At 69.8% G+C, this 16,951-nt stretch carries 14 protein-coding genes; 4 read left to right on the top strand and 10 right to left on the bottom strand.

The features are described 5' to 3' along the window. From glgX to VF557_18715, 3 genes are all read right to left on the bottom strand, one after another. The coding region (glgX, locus tag VF557_18705; protein HEX8082245.1) for a glycogen debranching protein GlgX at positions 1-1,415 on the bottom strand (1,415 nt) is incomplete at its 3' end. Between the two features lie 198 nt (positions 1,416-1,613). Further along, positions 1,614-2,918, bottom strand: a complete 1,305-nt coding sequence (locus VF557_18710; GenBank protein ID HEX8082246.1) for an SPFH domain-containing protein — start codon at positions 2,916-2,918, stop codon at positions 1,614-1,616. Between the two features lie 182 nt (positions 2,919-3,100). Further along, entirely contained in the window at positions 3,101-3,535 is a 435-nt protein-coding gene (locus tag VF557_18715; GenBank protein ID HEX8082247.1) for an NfeD family protein, read from the bottom strand. Positions 3,536-3,602: 67 nt separating this feature from the next. Here VF557_18715 and VF557_18720 point away from each other — a divergent pair, with 67 nt between their 5' ends. Further along, positions 3,603-4,418, top strand: a complete 816-nt coding sequence (locus VF557_18720; GenBank protein HEX8082248.1) for an alpha/beta fold hydrolase — start codon at positions 3,603-3,605, stop codon at positions 4,416-4,418. Between the two features lie 128 nt (positions 4,419-4,546). On the opposite strand, the gene VF557_18725 is transcribed toward VF557_18720, so the two are convergent. The 3 genes from VF557_18725 to VF557_18735 are packed head-to-tail and all read right to left on the bottom strand — an operon-like array spanning position 4,547 to position 7,438. Further along, positions 4,547-5,362 carry an ABC transporter permease gene (locus VF557_18725; GenBank protein ID HEX8082249.1) on the bottom strand — a complete coding sequence of 272 codons (816 nt, stop codon included), beginning with the start codon at positions 5,360-5,362 and terminating at the stop codon, positions 4,547-4,549. 55 nt (positions 5,363-5,417) lie between these two features. Further along, positions 5,418-6,335, bottom strand: coding sequence for an ABC transporter ATP-binding protein (locus VF557_18730; GenBank protein ID HEX8082250.1), 918 nt, complete (start codon positions 6,333-6,335; stop codon positions 5,418-5,420). Then, on the bottom strand, positions 6,332-7,438 hold the full coding sequence (locus tag VF557_18735; protein ID HEX8082251.1) for a sigma-E factor regulatory protein RseB domain-containing protein: 1,107 nt from the start codon (positions 7,436-7,438) through the stop codon (positions 6,332-6,334). The genes VF557_18730 and VF557_18735 overlap by 4 nt, the downstream gene beginning before the upstream one ends. Positions 7,439-7,560: 122 nt before the next feature. On the opposite strand from VF557_18735, the gene VF557_18740 reads away from it, so the two are divergent. Continuing rightward, positions 7,561-7,980 (top strand): PPOX class F420-dependent oxidoreductase, encoded by a 420-nt coding sequence (locus tag VF557_18740; GenBank protein HEX8082252.1) that lies wholly within the window; start codon positions 7,561-7,563, stop codon positions 7,978-7,980. Positions 7,981-8,280: 300 nt separating this feature from the next. Here VF557_18740 and VF557_18745 read toward each other — a convergent pair whose 3' ends face one another. The 4 genes from VF557_18745 to VF557_18760 all read right to left on the bottom strand — a co-directional run bounded on the left by VF557_18745 (position 8,281) and on the right by VF557_18760 (position 13,323). Beyond that, positions 8,281-9,564, bottom strand: coding sequence for a DUF222 domain-containing protein (locus VF557_18745; GenBank protein HEX8082253.1), 1,284 nt, complete (start codon positions 9,562-9,564; stop codon positions 8,281-8,283). Between the two features lie 130 nt (positions 9,565-9,694). Beyond that, positions 9,695-9,952 carry a PspC domain-containing protein gene (locus VF557_18750; protein HEX8082254.1) on the bottom strand — a complete coding sequence of 86 codons (258 nt, stop codon included), beginning with the start codon at positions 9,950-9,952 and terminating at the stop codon, positions 9,695-9,697. Positions 9,953-10,183: 231 nt separating this feature from the next. Beyond that, complete coding sequence (locus VF557_18755; GenBank protein HEX8082255.1) at positions 10,184-11,128, bottom strand: proline iminopeptidase-family hydrolase; 945 nt, start codon at positions 11,126-11,128, stop codon at positions 10,184-10,186. An 89-nt stretch (positions 11,129-11,217) separates the two neighbouring features. Continuing rightward, positions 11,218-13,323 carry an alpha-1,4-glucan--maltose-1-phosphate maltosyltransferase gene (locus VF557_18760; GenBank protein HEX8082256.1) on the bottom strand — a complete coding sequence of 702 codons (2,106 nt, stop codon included), beginning with the start codon at positions 13,321-13,323 and terminating at the stop codon, positions 11,218-11,220. Positions 13,324-13,405: 82 nt separating this feature from the next. On the opposite strand from VF557_18760, the gene glgP reads away from it, so the two are divergent. Together glgP and VF557_18770 are read left to right on the top strand one after the other, a co-directional pair. Further along, positions 13,406-15,982, top strand: coding sequence for an alpha-glucan family phosphorylase (gene glgP / locus VF557_18765; protein ID HEX8082257.1), 2,577 nt, complete (start codon positions 13,406-13,408; stop codon positions 15,980-15,982). Between the two features lie 67 nt (positions 15,983-16,049). Beyond that, positions 16,050-16,943, top strand: a complete 894-nt coding sequence (locus tag VF557_18770; protein HEX8082258.1) for an NAD(P)-dependent oxidoreductase — start codon at positions 16,050-16,052, stop codon at positions 16,941-16,943. The last annotated feature ends 8 nt before the right edge of the window (positions 16,944-16,951 follow it).

The following is a 16,951-nucleotide window of genomic DNA, read 5'->3' on the forward strand; positions in this document are numbered from 1 at the left end:
CCCTCGCCGTTGGCCTCGTTGTGCTTCTCGTTGTAGGAGACGAGGTCGTTGAGCGTGAAGCCGTCGTGGGCGGTGACGAAGTTGATCGACGCGGACGGGCGGCGCCCGTCGTTCTCGTAGAGGTCGCTCGAGCCCGTGAAGCGGGAGGCGAACTCCCCCAGGCTGGAGGGCTGGCCCCGCCAGAAGTCGCGCACGGTGTCGCGGTAGCGCCCGTTCCACTCCGTCCACAGCGGCGGGAACCCGCCCACCTGGTAGCCGCCCTCGCCGACGTCCCACGGCTCGGCGATGAGCTTCACGCGCGAGACGACCGGGTCCTGCTGGATGAGGTCGAAGAACGCCGACAGCCGGTCGACCTCGTGGAACTGGCGCGCGAGCGTCGAGGCGAGGTCGAAGCGGAAGCCGTCGACGTGCATCTCGGTGACCCAGTAGCGCAGCGAGTCCATGATCAGCTGCAGGGAGTGCGGGTGCCGGACGTTGAGGCTGTTGCCGGTTCCGGTGTAGTCGGTGTAGTAGCGCTTGTCGCTGTCTTCCAACCGGTAGTACGCGGCGTTGTCGATGCCGCGGAAGCTGACTGTCGGACCCAGGTGGTTGCCCTCCGCGGTGTGGTTGTAGACCACGTCGAGGATCACCTCGATGTCGGCGGCGTGCAGGGCGCGCACCATCGCCTTGAACTCCTGGACCTGGCCGCCGGGGGTGCTCGAGGAGCTGTACTTGGCGTCCGGGGCGAGGAAGCCGATGGTGTTGTAGCCCCAGTAGTTGGTCAGGCCCCGGTCGAGCAGGATCGCGTCGTTGGCGAAGTGGTGCACCGGCATCAGCTCCAGCGCGGTCACTCCGAGTGACTTCAGGTGGTCGATGATCACCGGGTGCGCCACGCCGGCGTAGGTGCCGCGCAACTCCTCGGGCAGCTCCGGGTGCCGTTCGGTGAGGCCCTTGACGTGCGCCTCGTAGATCACGGTGTCGGCGTACTGCCGCTTGGGCGGGCGGTCCACGCCCCAGTCGAAGAACGGGTTGATCACCACCGACTTGGGCATCTGGGTGGCCGAGTCATCGTCGTTGCGGCTGTCCGGGTCGCCGAAGTTGTACCCGAACAGCGACTGGTCCCAGTCGAACTGGCCGTGGATCGCCTTGGAGTAGGGGTCCAGCAGCAGCTTGTTCGGATTGCACCGCAGGCCGTGCTCGGGGTGATGCGGGCCATACACCCGGTAGCCGTAGAGCTGGCCGGGCTCGATGCCCAGCAGGAAGGCGTGCCACACCAGGCCGTCGACCTCGGGCAGCTCGACCCGGGTCTCGACGCCGTCACTGTCGAACAGGCAGAGCTCCACCCGCTCGGCGACCTCGCTGAACAGGGCGAAGTTGGTGCCTGAGCCGTCATAGGTGGCGCCCAGCGGGTACGCGGTTCCTGGCCAGATCTGCATGTGTTCCCCTCATTGCACGCGAACGCCGAAACCTTCAACGTCGCCGGATGCTCGCAGTTGGCCAGGCGAGCGGTCGCTCGGGCCTTGGCGCCGAGCCTTTGCGGTCAAGTCTAACCGAGCGCCGATCAGGCCCCGGAAGCTCCGGTGCGCGCAGGCCTGACGCGCGCACCGTGCTAGGTGATGATGTGCGGTGCGGCCTTACCGCTCCTCGGCCGGGCGGACCTGGGCGGTGGCGGGCTCGGCGCCGTCGGCCGAGCCGGCTGGCAAGGCCGAGGCGGTGCTCGCTGAGGCCGTGCCGGCTGAACCGGTCGACCCGGCCAAACCAGCTGAACTGGCCAACGCCGCCGCGGTGAGTCCCTGGTGCGCCAGCAGCGAGTCCGGATCGCTGTCCGAGCCGCGCACGATGGCGGCCTCGGGCTGCAGGGCGGCCGGCGGGAGGTTGGAGTCGAACCAGCCGTCGGTGGCGATCTTGTCGCCGGGCTCGGTGTCGGCGGAGGTGGCCGGGCCGGCGCTGGTCGCGGACAGCCAGCTGGGCGTCGAGCCGCCGGGCTCAGAACCCGAACCGCCACCGGCCACACCGGCCAGTCCTGCCAAACCCTCCAAGGCCTTGGAGAACTCGCTCGGCACGATCCACATCTTGTTCGCGTCGCCCTGGGCGATCTGCGGCAGGGTCTGCAGGTACTGATAGGCCAGCAGCGCCGGGTCGGGCTTGGCGGCGTGGATGGCGTTGAAGGTGGTCTCGATCGCCTTGGCCTCGCCCTGGGCGCTGAGGTAACGGGCTGCCCGCTCACCCTCGGCGCGCAGGATCTTGGACTGCCGCTCGGCCTCGGCCGACAGGATCGCCGCGGTCTTGGCGCCCTCGGCGTTCAGGATCTGCGCCGCCTTCTGGCCCTCGGCGGTCTTGATCGCCGATTCGCGCTGCCCCTCGGCGGTCAGGATGATGGCGCGCTTGTCACGGTCGGCGCGCATCTGCTTCTCCATCGCGTCGCGGATCGAGGGCGGCGGTTCGATCGCCTTGATCTCGACCCGGGAGACCCGGATGCCCCACGGCCCGGTGGCCTCGTCCAGCACCCCGCGCAACTGGGTGTTGATGCCGTCCCGGCTGGTCAGCGTCTGCTCCAGGTTCAGCGAGCCGACCACGTTGCGCAGCGTGGTGATGGTGAGCTGTTCCACGGCCTGGATGTAGTTCTGGATCTCATAGCTGGCCGCCCGCGGGTCGGTGACCTGGAAGTAGATGACCGAGTCGATGCTGACGGTCAGGTTGTCGGAGGTGATCACCGGCTGCGGCGGGAAGCTGACCACCTGCTCGCGCATGTCGATCAGCGGGCGCATCCGATCCACGAAGGGCAGCAGGATCGCCACGCCCGGACCCTGGGTGCGGGTGTAGCGGCCCAATCGCTCGACCACGGCCGCGCGGGCCTGCGGAACGATCCGCACGCTGCGCGCCAGGGTCACGATCACGAGCACCGCGATGATCAGGACGGCGAACAGAATCGCATCCATGCCGGCTTCCCCCTTGTTGGAGCTCCGTTGTTCGAGTTTTGTCGATGACGGTTCGTGGGTGGAGTTGTAGATGACGGTTCGTGGGTGGAGCTGTAAGTGAGAGATTAGTCGGTGGGAAGGTGTCGCCGGTGGCGGTGTGGAGAGGGAGAGTCACCGGTCCGGGCTGGTGATACCGCCGGGGCTCAGCGTGAGCTGTCCCAGACCAGCGCGGTGGCGCCGTTGATCTGGATGACCTGGACGTGGCTGCCCACCGGGATCACCTGGGTCTCGTCATAGGCCCGGGCCGACCACTCGCCGCCGGCGAGCCGGACCCGGCCATCGCGCGCGTCGACCTGGCTGGTCACGATCGCCTGGGTGCCGATCAGCGCCTCGACGCCGGTCCGGGCGGTTCCACTGCCCTGCAGGTGGCGCTTGGCGACCGGCCGCACCACCAGCAACAGCGCCAGCGCGCCGCCGACGGCGACGGCCACCTGGACGGCCGGTGGCGCTCCGGCGGCGGCCGCGATCCCGCCGGCCGCGGCGCCCCCGGCGCACATGATCAGCACGAGATCGAGCGAGAGGGTTTCTGCCCCTGCCAGTACGGCGGCCACGATCAGCCAGATCAACCAAGCCTGCATGAGCACATCGAACCACGGTCTCCTGAGGGCGACATCTCATATCACCTGCCGCAGGCACAATGGTGCGGTGTTCAGCTCGCTGGCTCCGGCCCGCCGCCGCCTTGCCCTGGGCAGCTGCGCCGTGGTCCTGATCCTGCTGGTGGCGGCGGTGATCGCGGTGCTGGCCGGCCGCGGCGACGGCCAGGCCACGGCGCGGGCGGTGCCCCAGGACCAGCCCGGCCCGGTGCTGCTGGTGCCCGGCTACGGCGGCTCGGTCAGCGGGCTCAACGTGCTGGCCGGCCGGTTGCGCGAGCAGGGCAAGGACGTCGAGGTGCTCAGCCTGCCCGGCGACGGCCAGGGTGACCTGGCGGCCCAGGCGAAGGTGCTGGCCGCAGCCGCCGAGGCCGCGATCGAGCGGACCGGCGCGCCGTCGGTCGACGTGGTGGGCTACTCGGCCGGTGGCGTGGTGGCCCGGTTGTGGCTGAGCCAGGCCGACGGCGCGGCCCCGGTCCGCCGGCTGATCAGTCTGGGATCGCCGCAGCACGGCACCGCGCTGGCCAGCCTCGGCGCGCTGTTCGCCGGGCAGTGCCCGATCGCCTGCCAGCAGCTCGACCCGGCAAGTGACCTGCTCGCCAGGCTGAACTCCGGTTCCGGCAGCGAGGTGCCCGAAGGCCCGGTGTCCGTCTCGCTGTGGACTGCCCGTGACCAGGTGGTGATCCCACCGGAGTCGGCGGTGCTGGCCGGGGCGCTCAACATCAGGATCCAGAGCGTCTGCCCGGCTTCGGCGGTGACCCATTCGGGACTGCTGAGCGACCCGCTGGTGGCGGCCATGGTGGCGGCCCAGTTGCAGCCCTCGGCGCCGGTGCCGCTGACCGCTCACGACTGCGCCCGGCTCAGCTCGTGACGGCGCTCCGGCTGGTGACGGCGCTCCGGCTGGTGACGGCGCTCAGCTGGTGACGTCGCTTCGGCTGGTGACGTCGCTCAGCTGGTGACGTCGCTCAGCTGGTGATGGCGCTCAGCTGGTGACGGCGCTCAGCTGGTCACGTCTTTGGTGGTGAAGTTCGCCCAGGCCGCGCCGAGCAGCACGCCTACGTAGACACCCTGCAGCGCCACCCCGCGCAGCACGTTGCGCCACATGATCGGATCGCGGAACAGGTCGATGAAGGACAGCCAGTACCTGGTCGGCAGGTAGGGCTGCAGCGCGCGTGAGGCGTCGATGGTGATCAGCAGCGAGGACCCGATCAGGATCGCCAGCGCCCCCATGCTGGCCGACAGCGCCGAGTCGGTCACGGTCGACAGGAACAGCGCGACCGCGGCGACCCCGAGCATCGAGAACGCCACGTACGCGATGGCGATCAGGGTCCGGGCGGTGATCTGGCCGGAGGTCAGGCTGGTGCCCGAGACGCTGGTGACCGCCGCGGTCGCCGGCTGGTTGCCCAGCAGCAGCCGGCCGACGAAGTACCCGGTGCCGGCCACCACCACCACCGCCACCAGGACGAAGGCGAACACCGAGACCAGTTTGGCGACCAGCAGCCGGGTCCGTCCCACCGGCCGGATCAGCAGGTAGCGCAGGGTGCCGCTCTGGGCCTCGCCGGCGATGGTGTCACCGGCGACCACCGCCACCGCGACCGGCAGGAACAGCGGCAGCACGATGGCCAGCGCCGCCACCGCGAACAGCGAGCCGTTGGACAGCACCGCCGACAGGAACGCCGGCCCCTGACCCGGCCGCGGGCCGACCCCGGTGATCGCCAGCAGGATCGCCACGATGGTCGGCAGCGTGTCGAGCAGGACGATGGTCATCCAGGTCCGCGGCCGCCGGAACAGTTTGAGCAGTTCCACCCTGATCATCGGGGCTCCGCCGTGGTCATCGGGGCTCCGCCGTGGTCATCGGACCTCCACCCGGTCATCGGACCTCCACCCGGTCAGCGCTGGGCCCGGTCAGTTCCAGCACCGCCTGCTCGAGGGTGCGGCGTTCCGGCCCCAGCTCGCGCACCCGGATGCCCTGCCCGACCAGCAGCGCGTTGAGGGCCGCCGGGTCAGCGCCGCGAACCAGCAACGTCTCGCCGTCGCGATGCTCGACCCGGCCGTCGAGCAGTGCCAGCGCCGCCGCGGCGTCCGGGGTACGCACCAGCGTTCGTCCGGTCGGCGCCTGCAGCTCCTCGAGCTGGGACTGCACGATCAGCCGGCCCCGATCCAGCACCCCGACCCGGGTGCACAGCTGCTCCACCTCGGCCAGCAGGTGACTGGACAGGAAGATCGTGGTGCCGCCGGCGTGCAGCTGCAGCAGCAGGTCGCGGATCTCGCGGATGCCCTGCGGGTCCAGGCCGTTGGTGGGCTCGTCGAGCACCAGCAGCCGCGGCTTGCGCAGCAGCGCCGCGGCCAGCCCGAGCCGCTGCCGCATCCCCAGCGAGTACGCCTTGACCGGCCGCCGGCCCACTCCGCCCAGGCCCACCTGGTCCAGCGCCGCGGTCACCCGGTCGGATCGGTCGGCCCGGGCGCCGCGAGCCCGCCGCGGACCGCTGGCGTCGAGCAGGCTCAGGTTGGCGCGACCGGAGAGGTGGCCGTAGGCAGCGGGACCTTCGACCAGTGCCCCGACCTGGTCCAGCACCCGACCGGCCGCCGACGGCACCGGTTGGCCGAGCAGTTCGATGCTGCCCGCGGTGGCCATCACCAGGCCGAGCACCATCCGCACGGTGGTGGTCTTGCCCGATCCGTTGGCACCGAGAAAGCCGTAGATGTCACCGGCCCGGACGTCGAGGTCGACCGAGTCGACCGCGGTGAGCGAGCCGAACCGCTTGGTCAGAGCGCGGGTCCTGATCACGGGCCCAGCTCCGAATGGGCGGGCAGCTCGGCGGCGGCCCCTCTCAGCGTCGCGGCGGTCAGGGTGCCGATCAGCAGCCAGGCCGAGTCAGGTTGGGCGGGGACGGACAGCAGCAGGTTGAGCGGGCCGACCGACAGGCGCAGCTGCGACGCATTCGGGTCGCCGCCGGTGGCCTCGGCCAGGTCCTCGATCAGCGAGTACGCGATCCGGTCCGGCAACGGCACGGCGAGCAGCTCGGTCACCCCGCGGCCGTACACCCCGACGCTGCCCAGCGTGGGCAGGCGCTGGTTGCGTTCCAGGCCGGCCAGCCGGTCCGGGGGCACCACGCCGGCCCACTGGTCGATGGCGGTGACCAGGTCCCGCGATGACCTGTTGGAGATGTTGGCGTCGGCCGGCGGCAGGAAGGCGGTGACGGCCGCCGAGGGCTCGGCGGGGGAGAAGTCGAGAAAGGTGCTGGTCAACGCCGGGGCGCTGGACTGCTTGCCTCGCGCCTGAACCCGTAGCGGCAGCCCGGTTTCAGGGTCGGCCCAGACCTCGACGTGGGCGATGCTGCTGGCCGGCTGGTCGGGGGTGACCCGCAGGCCTTGCGCATCGCGGCCGGCGATCCGGTCCGAGCCGATCCGGGTGGCCTCGCGGGGCAGTGCCTGGCTCAGCAGCCGGCGGCCGAGTTCGGGGGGCAGCAGGTCGGCCGCGGTCGGAAACCGGACGTCGGCAGCCACCGCCGAGCCGGTCCGGTCCACCGTGTTGGACTCGTAGTTCCAGGTCCAGTCGCCGTACTCGTCGTGATGGATGCCGGTTTCGCCGGCGAGGCTGATCGCGTCGACCCGCCAGTCCGTGCTGGAGCGGTGCCAGACCCGAAGCTGGGTGCGCCCGCCGAACAGGTCCGCTATCGAACCGAACCGGTCGGTGACTGGCAACGCCAGCCCGCCGGTGGCCTCGGCGTAACCGCTGTAGGGCCGGTTGCCCGATGCGTTGATCAGCCGCAGCAGTTCGGCCGCCGACAGGTCGCTGTTCCTGGCGGGAACAGCGGCCACCAGTGCCGGCAACGCGGCCAGCACCGCGGTGGCGGCAAGCACGGCGAGCCAGCGCCGGACTGTGGTCATCCCTCACCGTACTTCGAGTGCGGGCCGGCGGCTCAAGCTTCTGGACTGGACGGGTGGATGCCATGAGGCTGGGGCTATCCGCGGCTATCCGCTGCGGCATAGTGGCTGGCATGGCGCACCCGATGACCGACGAACAGGCCAGAGCGTTCCTGACCGAGGGCACCCGGACTGGCAAGCTGGCGACCACCATGGCCGATGGCCGCCCGCACGTGGCGCCGATCTGGTTCATCCTGGACGGACCCGACCTGCTGTTCATGACCGGCGCGAACACCGTCAAGGGCCGCAGCCTGCGGCGCGACCCGCGGGCGGCGCTGACCGTCGACCTCGAGGAGCCGCCGTACGCCTTCGTGATGGTGCAGGGCAGCGTCGAACTCTCAGAAGACCTCGACGAGATGCTGCCGGTGTCGACCGCGATCGCCCGCCGCTACGTCGAGGAGTCCGAGGCCGAAGCGTATGGCCGACGCAACGCGGTAGCGGGCGAGCTGCTGGTGCGGTTGCGTCCGGACAAGATCGTCGCGGTCGCCGACCTGATGGGCGAATGAGGTCACCGACCTGATGAGTGAGCGAGACTCACTGAGGTCCTCGCAACGCCGATATCTCGATCCGGGCGCCGCCGGTGCTTCCGCCGCCGATCATGCGCTCGGCGCTCCGGTCAGCCATCCCGGCCATGATCGATGGGAATGGCCAAGCCAAGGCGAGGCCGAGCCTAGGCGAGGGCGAGGCAGGCGAGGCCGAGCCAGGTCAGGCGAGGCAGGGTCAGGCGAGGCAGGGCCAGGGCGAGGCAGGGTCAGGGCGAGGCAGGGGTCAGGGCGAGGCAGGTCAGGCGGGTATCGCCGTCAGTGTCACCGGTGATTGCGTCGGGGTGTTTGGCCGGCGTCGATCCATCGCGGCGGCACAAACCAGGGCACCCCGGCTTGCATGACGATGCGCCAGCCGTGACTGTCGATTCGATCATGGTGGTGATCGCACAGCAACACCAAGTTGTTCAGATCAGTCTGGCCGCCTTGGGACCATGGGATTACGTGATGCTTTTCGGTCCATTCCGGAGGATCGGTGCAGCCCGGAAAGGCGCAGCCCTTGTCTCGGGCGATCAACGCCAATGTCTGCTTCTCGGTAGCGCACCGCTGGGTGGTGCCGTAATTCAGGACGCCACCCTTGCTGTTGTGCACCACCCAGGCGACGCAGGCCTGATCGGCGATCCGCAGCGCCTGATCGACGGACATCTTCTGTCCGAAGCTGGTTGCCGCGAGGCCGGTCCGGGTTTCGAACTGCTCGACCGTCATGGTGATCAGCACGGTCGCCGGCAGGCCCGCTGATCTGGGAAGCTCCGCTGAACGTTGGGCGATCTTCAATACCGACCGTAATGCGTCGTGCATGCGCTGCCCGGCGGTGCGCTCGTCGCGGTCACCGTCGGCGGAGGGCTTCGGCGCCGCCAGCGAGTGCAGGACCGTCAACGCCAGGGCGGCCGTTTCGGTATCGAGGTCCGCGGTGAGCCGATGCATTCCCTCGCCATTCGGCACGCAGCTCAAGAACCGACGCCGCTGCTGCAACCGCTCGTCAGCCAGCGTGCCGTCCGGAAGCAGGGTGTCCAGCAGTTGCTTGGCGATCCCCGCCAGCGTCGCGGCGTCGAAGAGTTCAGCCTGTTCGACCAGGAACATCTCAGCCTTGGCCAGTTCATCGACGGGCAACTGGGCACCGCGCAGTGTGCCCAGGCACCGGATGATCACGTCCACCTGCTTGCTCGTCACCATGCCCGCGGCGCGAGCAGCCGCCAGCCCGGGCAGCAGCGGCGGGCTGATCTGGCCGGACAGCTGCACCCGGGCACCGAGCTCATGGGCATGCCTGACACGTGCGCCGCTCTCTGAGGGCGCCAGATTGAGCAGCCCCGCGACGAACTGGCTGGTGCCCCGCAGCACATACCGTGCGGGGATGCCGCGGGCTTCCAGTTCCGGGATGGTGACGTTGTCGAACGACTCGGCCATGCGGCGGATCTTCTCCACTGCGCGGATCACGTCCAGCAGTTGGCGCTCATCAAGGGCCGTCAGATCGCACGAGGTCAACTCGGACACGGCGGCCAGTGCGGCGTCGGCTGCAGCCACCACCTCGCCCGCCAACGCCGTTGTCATACCTGAAATCTAGAGCAGGGGTACGACAGAACCGGCCAGACAAAGCCATATGAGCAAAGGCAAATACGGCGTTGAGCGAACTGCCAGGTGACGGCCAACCAGGCAGCCGCCCAACCAGGCAGCCGCCCAACTATGCAGGTGGCGTCGGAACCTCGGCGGTGATGCTGACCTCGCCGGGTTGGGCCTTGGGCATCAGGATCCAGAGGATGGGGTAGAGAAGCACCTGGCAGCCGGGTAGCACGAGCAGGACGAGCAGGAACAGCAACCGCGCGGGCCAGGGCTCCAGGCCGATCCTGCGGCCGAGGCCTGCGCAGACGCCGCCGAGGATGCGCCCTTCGCTCGGGCGGGTGAGCCCGTGGCGGCGGAACAGGTCGTGGATGGACCCCATGATGTTCGTTTCTCCTTCGATTCGTTGGCCGGTAGGCCCGCGCCGCTCGGTGCGGCTCGATGTACCAAGCATCGGCCGCAGGTGGCATCCAGGCATCGGGGACGGCCCTGAGAATCACCCTCGTTGTCGCGCCCGGCTGGTCAGGGTGGGGGAGGGGTAGCCACCCGCTGTCGTGTGCTCGCGCGCCAGCTGACTCGCCGGTCAGAACCGGTCAGAACCGGTCAGAACCGGTCAGAACCGGGCAGGATCGGCGCCGTCCGGTTCGGCGCCGTCGAGAAAGCTCCGGACCACGGACAGGAAGCGCTCGGTCTCCTCGACATGAGGCATGTGGCTGGATTTGTCGAAGATTCGCCAGCGCACATCGGGAATCTGCTCGAAGAATGGCCGCACCGCGACCGGTGCCGCCTCGTCGTAATGGCCGGAGATGATCAGGGTGGGAACCTCGATCTGCGGCAGCCGGTCGATGACCGACCAGCTTCTCAGCGAACCGATGCAGTGGAACTCACTCGGTCCGTTCATGGTGTGGTAGACGGTCGGGTTGTCCTCGATCGCGGCGAAGCTCATCGCAACCTCGGGTGGATTGGGAACCACTCGACACACGTGGCGGTCGTAGTACACCTTCATCGCCTCGTGGTACTCCGGTGAATCCGTGGTTCCGGCCCCCTCGTGCTGACGCAGGGTCTTCTCGACCTCGGCCGGCAATTCAGCGCGCAGCGAATCCGCCGCCACGCTCCACAGCCGCATCGAAGCCGGTGAATCGGCGATCACCAGCCGCTGCAGGCCGGCTGGTCGGCGAACCGCGAACTCAGCGCCCAGCATGCCGCCCCAGGACTGACCGAGCAGGTGATAGGAGTCGGCTATTCCGAGGCCCGCCAGCAGGTTGTCCAACTCGGCGACGAAGAGTTCCACCGTCCAGTAGCTCGGGTCCGCGCCTGGCAGGTGGGTGGATCGGCCGTTGCCGATCTGGTCGTAGTGGATCACCGGGCGCCCGTCGCGGGCCAGCGCGCTCAGCCGCAGCAGGTAGTCGTGGGTGCAGCCGGGCCCGCCGTGCATGACCACCAGAGGGACGACTCCGCTGTCCAGGTCACCGGTGACGCGGTACCAGGTCCGCGAGCCGTCGAAGGCGATGGTGCCCTCGCGGTCCGCCGGCAGGATGTAGTCCGGCTGATCGTGCATACAGAGCCCTCTCGACGCCGGTGCAATCGCTGACTTTCCACCCAACCACCAGTCGCCGGAATGTCAAGATCGGGTCAGCGCCGCCGAGTTCAGCGCCGGCGGACGTGGAAGATGTGCGCCGGCTGGTCCGGGGTGAGCCGGACGAAGTTGTGCTCGCCCCACTCGTAGTTGGCGCCGCTGAGCAGGTCGGCCACCAGGAAACCCTCGTCCCAGCCGACGCCGAGCTCGTTCAGCCGCAGGTGCACCCAGCCTTCGCGGACGTTGTGCGGATCGGTCGAGCAGGCCACCAGGATGGTGTCGCCGGTGGCGGCGTCCTGCTTGGAGAACACCAGGATGGCGTCGTTCTCGCTGCTGTGCAGTCGCAGGTTGCGCAGCTGCTGCAGGGCCGGGTGCGCCCGGCGGATCTCGTTCAGCCGCTTGAGCAACGGCGCCAGCGACTCACCGCGCTCGATCGCGCCCTGCAGATCGCGGGGCCGCAGCTGGTACTTCTCCGAGTTCAGGTACTCCTCGCTGCCCGGGCGCACCGGGGTGTTCTCGTACAGCTCGTAGCCGGAGTACACGCCGTAGGACGGCGCCATCATGGTGGCCAGCACGGCCCGGATCGCGAACGCCGGACGGCCGCCGTTGACCAGGTATTCATTGAGGATGTCGGGGGTGTTCGGAAAGAAGTTGGGGCGCATGTAGTCGGCGGCGGCGACCAGCTCCTCGCCGTACCGGCCCAGCTCCCAGGCGGTGTTGCGCCAGGTGAAATAGGTGTAGCTCTGGGTGAATCCGATCCGGGCCAGCTCGTGCATCATCGCCGGCCGGGTGAAAGCCTCGGCCAGGAACAGCACGTCCGGATGCTGTGCCTTGACGGTGCCGATCAGCCACTGCCAGAAATTCAGCGGCTTGGTGTGCGGGTTGTCGACCCGGAAGATCTTCACCCCGCGCGAGACCCACAGCAGCGTGATCCGCAGCACCTCGGCGGCCAGGCCGGACGGGTCGTTGTCGAAGTTGAGCGGGTAGATGTCCTGGTACTTCTTCGGCGGGTTCTCGGCGTAGGCGATGGTGCCGTCGGGCAGCGTGGTGAACCACTCCGGATGCTCGCTGACCCAGGGGTGATCCGGCGCGCACTGCAGCGCGAGGTCCAGCGCCACCTCGAGGTCCAGCTCACGGGCCCGAGCCATGAACGCGGCGAAGTCGGCCTCGGTGCCCAGCTCCGGATGGATCGCGTCGTGGCCGCCCTCGGCCGAGCCGATCGCCCATGGTGAGCCGGTGTCGGTCGGCTTGGCGTTCAGCGTGTTGTTCGGGCCCTTGCGGTTGACCCGGCCGATCGGGTGGATCGGCGGCAGGTAGACGACGTCGAAGAGCAGGTCGGCGACGTAGTCCAGGTGCCGGGTGGCGTCGGCGAAGGTGCCGTGCCGCAGCGGCCGGGCCGGATCCTCGGGATCGTTGGCGAGTTCGGCGCCGATCGAGCGCGGGAAGAACTCGTACCACGCCCCGTAGAGCGCGCGCTGCCGGTCGACCCAGACGCTGTAGCGGGGTGAGCGGGTGATCAGCTCGCGCACCGGGTGGTCGTGCGCCAGCGCGCGCGCCTCGGCGCTCATCGCCCGGGTGATCCGCAGCGCGAGGTCCGCCTCGCTGCGGCGCAGGTCCTTGGCCACCGCGCGCGCCAGTTCGGCGTCTGACGGATCGGCGCCGGCGGTGATGATGTCCGTGGTGCCGGCCTTGCTGGCCGCGGCTCCCTTGCCGACCACCGTTTCGGGCTTCTCGCCGGCCGCGTCCGTGGCCAGTGGGGCGCCGGCGGCGAGCGCGTCGGCCACCCGCTCGAACAGCCGGGCGCCGATCTCGAGGTCATTGGCCAGCTCGTCGGCGCTCTGGCCGGCGTCGACCTTCACCTCGACGGCGTGGTACCAGGTGGCCAGCGGGTCACCCCACGCCTCGACGACGTAGTGCCAGGTGCCGGTGCTGTCGGGCACCACCTCGGCACGCCACCGGTCCGAGCCGCCGCCGAGCGGGCGCAGCCGGTTGAAACCGGCCTCGACGCCTGTTGGTGAGCGCCACAGCACGGACGCCGCGACCGCGTCATGTCCCTCGCGAAAGACCGTCGCCTCGATGCCCACCGGTTCGCCCACCACCGCCCGTGAGGGCAGCTCGCCGTGCGCTATCACCGGGTGTAATGAGTTGAGTCCCATGCGTCCGACCACGACGCTCACCGTATCGTCCCCGGGCTGACACCTCGTAACTGGAGCCGGGCGATGGCTGTAAGCGCTACCGCATGCCGCTATCGTGTGGGGAATGAAGGCATTACGACGGCTGACTGTCCGCGCGGCGCTGCCGGCCCCGTTGGCCCCGCTGGGTGACATCGTGGCCAACCTGCGGTGGTCCTGGCATCCGGACTCCCTGGACCTGCTCGAATCGGTCGACCCGGAGCTGTGGTCGGAGTGCCGGGCCGACCCGGCTCGCCTGCTGGGCGGGGTCAGCACCGACCGGCTCGCCGGCCTGGCCAAGGACCGCAAGTTCCTGCGACGCCTGCAGGACGTCTCCGACGACCTGCGCGACTACCTCGAGCAGCCGCGCTGGTACCAACGCCAGCAAGAAGCCGAACCCGGCTCGCTGCCGAACTCGGTCGCCTACTTCTCGCCGGAGTTCGGCATCACCGAGGTGCTGCCGCAGTACTCCGGCGGCCTGGGCATCCTGGCCGGTGACCACCTCAAGGCAGCCTCGGACCTGGGCGCGCCGATCATCGGGGTGGGGCTGCTGTACCGGGCCGGCTACTTCTCCCAGTCCCTCTCGCGGGAGGGCTGGCAGCAGGAGCGCTACCCGTCCCTGGACCCGCAGGGCCTGCCGCTGACGCCGCTGCGCGACAGCGACGGCAACCCGGCCCGGGTGATGTTCGAGCTGCCCGAGAACCGGACGCTGCACGCCCAGATCTGGCTGGCCTCGGTCGGCCGGGTGCCGCTGCTGCTGCTGGACTCCGACGTCGAGGAGAACGACGCGGCCGCCCGCGGGGTGACCGACCGGCTCTACGGCGGCGGCCCGGAGCACCGGCTGCTGCAGGAGCTGCTGCTGGGCATCGGCGGCGTCCGGGCGCTGCGCTGCTACTGCGCGATCACCGGCCACCCGGCGCCCGAGGTGTTCCACACCAACGAGGGGCACGCCGGCTTCCTGGGCATCGAGCGGATCAGCGAGCTCAGCGACGGCCCGGCCAAGCTGAACTTCGACGAGGCACTGGCCGCCGTGCGGGCCGGCACGGTGTTCACCACCCACACCCCGGTCCCGGCCGGCATCGACCGCTTCGAGCGCGATCTGGTGCGGGCCCACCTGAGCGAGGTGCCCGGCGTGCCGGTGGACCGGATCCTGGCACTGGGCGCCGAGGAGGACCCGACCAAGTTCAACATGGCCCACATGGGCCTGCGGCTGGGCCAGCGCGCCAACGGCGTCGCCCAGCTGCACGGCCGGGTGAGCCGTTCGATGTTCAACGACCTGTGGCCGGGCTTCGACGCCCAGGAGGTGCCGATCACCTCGATCACCAACGGCGTGCACGCCCCGACCTGGATGGCGCGGGAGTTCCTGGACCTGGCCGAGCGCACCGCCGGCTCGGACGACCTGGCCTCCGGCGAGGGTTGGGATGCCATCGACCAGATCTCCGACGTCGAGCTGTGGGAGCTCAAGCACGAGCTGCGCGAGCGGCTGGTGGACGAGATCCGCCGCCGGATCAGGCAGTCCAGCATCGAGCGCGGCTTCTCCGGCGTCGAGCTGGCCTGGACCGCGACCGCCTTCGACCCGGACGTGCTGACCATCGGCTTCGCCCGCCGGGTGCCCAGCTACAAGCGGCTGACCCTGATGCTGCGCGACCCGGCCCGGTTGAAGAAGCTGCTGACCGACCCCGAGCGTCCGGTGCAGATCGTGGTGGCCGGCAAGTCGCACCCGGCCGACGACGGCGGCAAGGAGCTGATCGCCCAGCTGGTCCGGTTCACCGACGACCCCGAGGTGCGCGGCCGGATCGCCTTCCTGCCCGACTACGACATCGGCATGGCCCGCTACCTGTACTGGGGCAGCGACGTCTGGCTGAACAACCCGCTGCGCCCGCTCGAGGCTTGTGGCACGTCCGGCATGAAGGCGGCCCTGAACGGCGGCCTGAACCTGTCGATCAAGGACGGCTGGTGGGACGAGTGGTGCGAGGACGGCAAGAACGGCTGGGAGATCCCGTCGGCCAACGACTCGCTGACCGGCACCACCGATGACCATCGCGACGCGGTGGAGGCGGCCGGGCTGTACGACCTCATCGAGCACCAGGTGGCCCAGCGCTTCTACACCCGTGACACCCGGGGCATTCCGACCCAGTGGGTGGCGATGGTGCGCTACACGCTGAAGTCACTCGGCCCGAAGGTGGTCGCGACCCGGATGGTGCGCGACTACATCCGCCGGCTCTACGCCCCGGCGGGCAACTCCGCGGCGGTGCTGGTGGCCGATGACTTCCGCGCCGCGAAGGACCTGGCCGCCTGGAAGAACTGGGTGGCCGGCTCGTGGAAGGACGTGGCGGTGCGCCACGTCGAGTCCATGGTCGAGGGCGATCCCAGCCTGGGTGGTTTCTTGCAGCTGCGCGCCGAGGTGGCGCTGTCGGGCCTGTCCGCCGGCGACGTCGAGGTGCAGGCCGTCTACGGCCCGGTGGACGCCGACAACCGGTTGACCTCCTTCGAGATCCTGCCGTTGACGCTGGCCGACGAGCGCGATCAGACCGGCTTCTTCGCCGGCGACATCCCGCTGAAGAAGGCCGGCCCGTTCGGTTACACCGTGCGGGTCCTGCCCAAGCACCCGCTGCTGGCCAACCTCGCCGAGACCGGGCTGATCGCCACCGCCACCCAGCTCTAGCGGCCGCGGGCGAGACAGCTCTGGCGCGATGCGGCAGGAATCTGCTGATGCGAGCACGGGGGTAGCGATGCGGGTGCTGGTGACCGGGGCTCGGGGCAAGGTCGGCCGGGCTGCCGTGGCCGAGCTGGTCGACGCCGGGCATGACGTGCTGTGCACCGACCTGGCCGTGCCGACCTACGAGCGGGGCTTGCCGGGCGTGCCGCGCTACGTCCGGGCCGACCTGACCGATGCCGGGGCGGCGTTCGGACTGGTCCGGGGAATGGACGCGGTGCTGCACTGCGCGGCGATTCCCGAGCCGTCGCAGGACATTGCGCACGCGGTGTTCGCCAACAACCTGCTGGCGGCGTTCAACGTGATCGAGGCCTGCGTCCGGTTCGGGGTGGCGCGGCTGGTGAACCTGTCATCAGAGACGGTGCCCGGCATGATGTTCGCCGAGCGGCCGTTCGAGCCGGCCTACTTTCCGATCGACGAGCAGCACCCGGTGCGCCCGCAGGACCCGTACGCGCTGGGCAAGCACTTCGCCGAGCAGCTGTGCACCGCGGCGACGCAGCGCTCGGACCTGCGCTGCGTCTCGGTGCGGCCGACCTGGGTGCAGGACTCGACGTCCTACGCCCGCAACCTGGGGCCGATGATCGCCGCTGCTGTCGCGGGCACGCCGGAGCCGACGGTGAACGGCTGGTCCTACATCGACGCCGATGACCTGGCGGTGGCGTTGCGGCTGTGCGTCGAGTCGGAGCTGGCGGGGCACGAGGTGTTCTACATCTGTTCCCCTGATGCCGCAGGGGTGTCTGACACGGTTGCCGCTTTGCGGATGCAATACGGCGACGGGGTGGAGTACCGCCCGTTCGCCCGGCCCGATGCCAGCGGGACGTCGGCGGCCAAGGCCGAGCGGATGCTGGGCTGGCGACCGACTCGCAGCTGGCGAGACTACCTCACCGAGGACGGCCAGCCGCTGCGTTGATGCTCAGG

The sequence above is a fragment of the Jatrophihabitans sp. genome, assembly GCA_036389035.1.
Taxonomy (GTDB): Bacteria; Actinomycetota; Actinomycetes; order Mycobacteriales; family Jatrophihabitantaceae; genus Jatrophihabitans_A.

Bases quoted from the DNA above. Each gene is read 5' to 3' on its own strand.
- VF557_18710 (HEX8082246.1), bottom strand. From the start codon at position 2,918: ATGGATGCGATTCTGTTCGCCGTCCTGATCATCGCGGTGCTCGTGATC.
- VF557_18715 (HEX8082247.1), bottom strand. From the start codon at position 3,535: ATGCAGGCTTGGTTGATCTGGCTGATCGTGGCCGCCGTACTGGCAGGG.
- VF557_18725 (HEX8082249.1), bottom strand. From the start codon at position 5,362: ATGATCAGGGTGGAACTGCTCAAACTGTTCCGGCGGCCGCGGACCTGG.
- VF557_18735 (HEX8082251.1), bottom strand. From the start codon at position 7,438: ATGACCACAGTCCGGCGCTGGCTCGCCGTGCTTGCCGCCACCGCGGTG.
- VF557_18740 (HEX8082252.1), top strand. From the start codon at position 7,561: ATGACCGACGAACAGGCCAGAGCGTTCCTGACCGAGGGCACCCGGACT.
- VF557_18745 (HEX8082253.1), bottom strand. From the start codon at position 9,564: ATGACAACGGCGTTGGCGGGCGAGGTGGTGGCTGCAGCCGACGCCGCA.
- VF557_18750 (HEX8082254.1), bottom strand. From the start codon at position 9,952: ATGGGGTCCATCCACGACCTGTTCCGCCGCCACGGGCTCACCCGCCCG.
- VF557_18755 (HEX8082255.1), bottom strand. From the start codon at position 11,128: ATGCACGATCAGCCGGACTACATCCTGCCGGCGGACCGCGAGGGCACC.
- glgP (HEX8082257.1), top strand. From the start codon at position 13,406: ATGAAGGCATTACGACGGCTGACTGTCCGCGCGGCGCTGCCGGCCCCG.
- VF557_18770 (HEX8082258.1), top strand. From the start codon at position 16,050: ATGCGGGTGCTGGTGACCGGGGCTCGGGGCAAGGTCGGCCGGGCTGCC.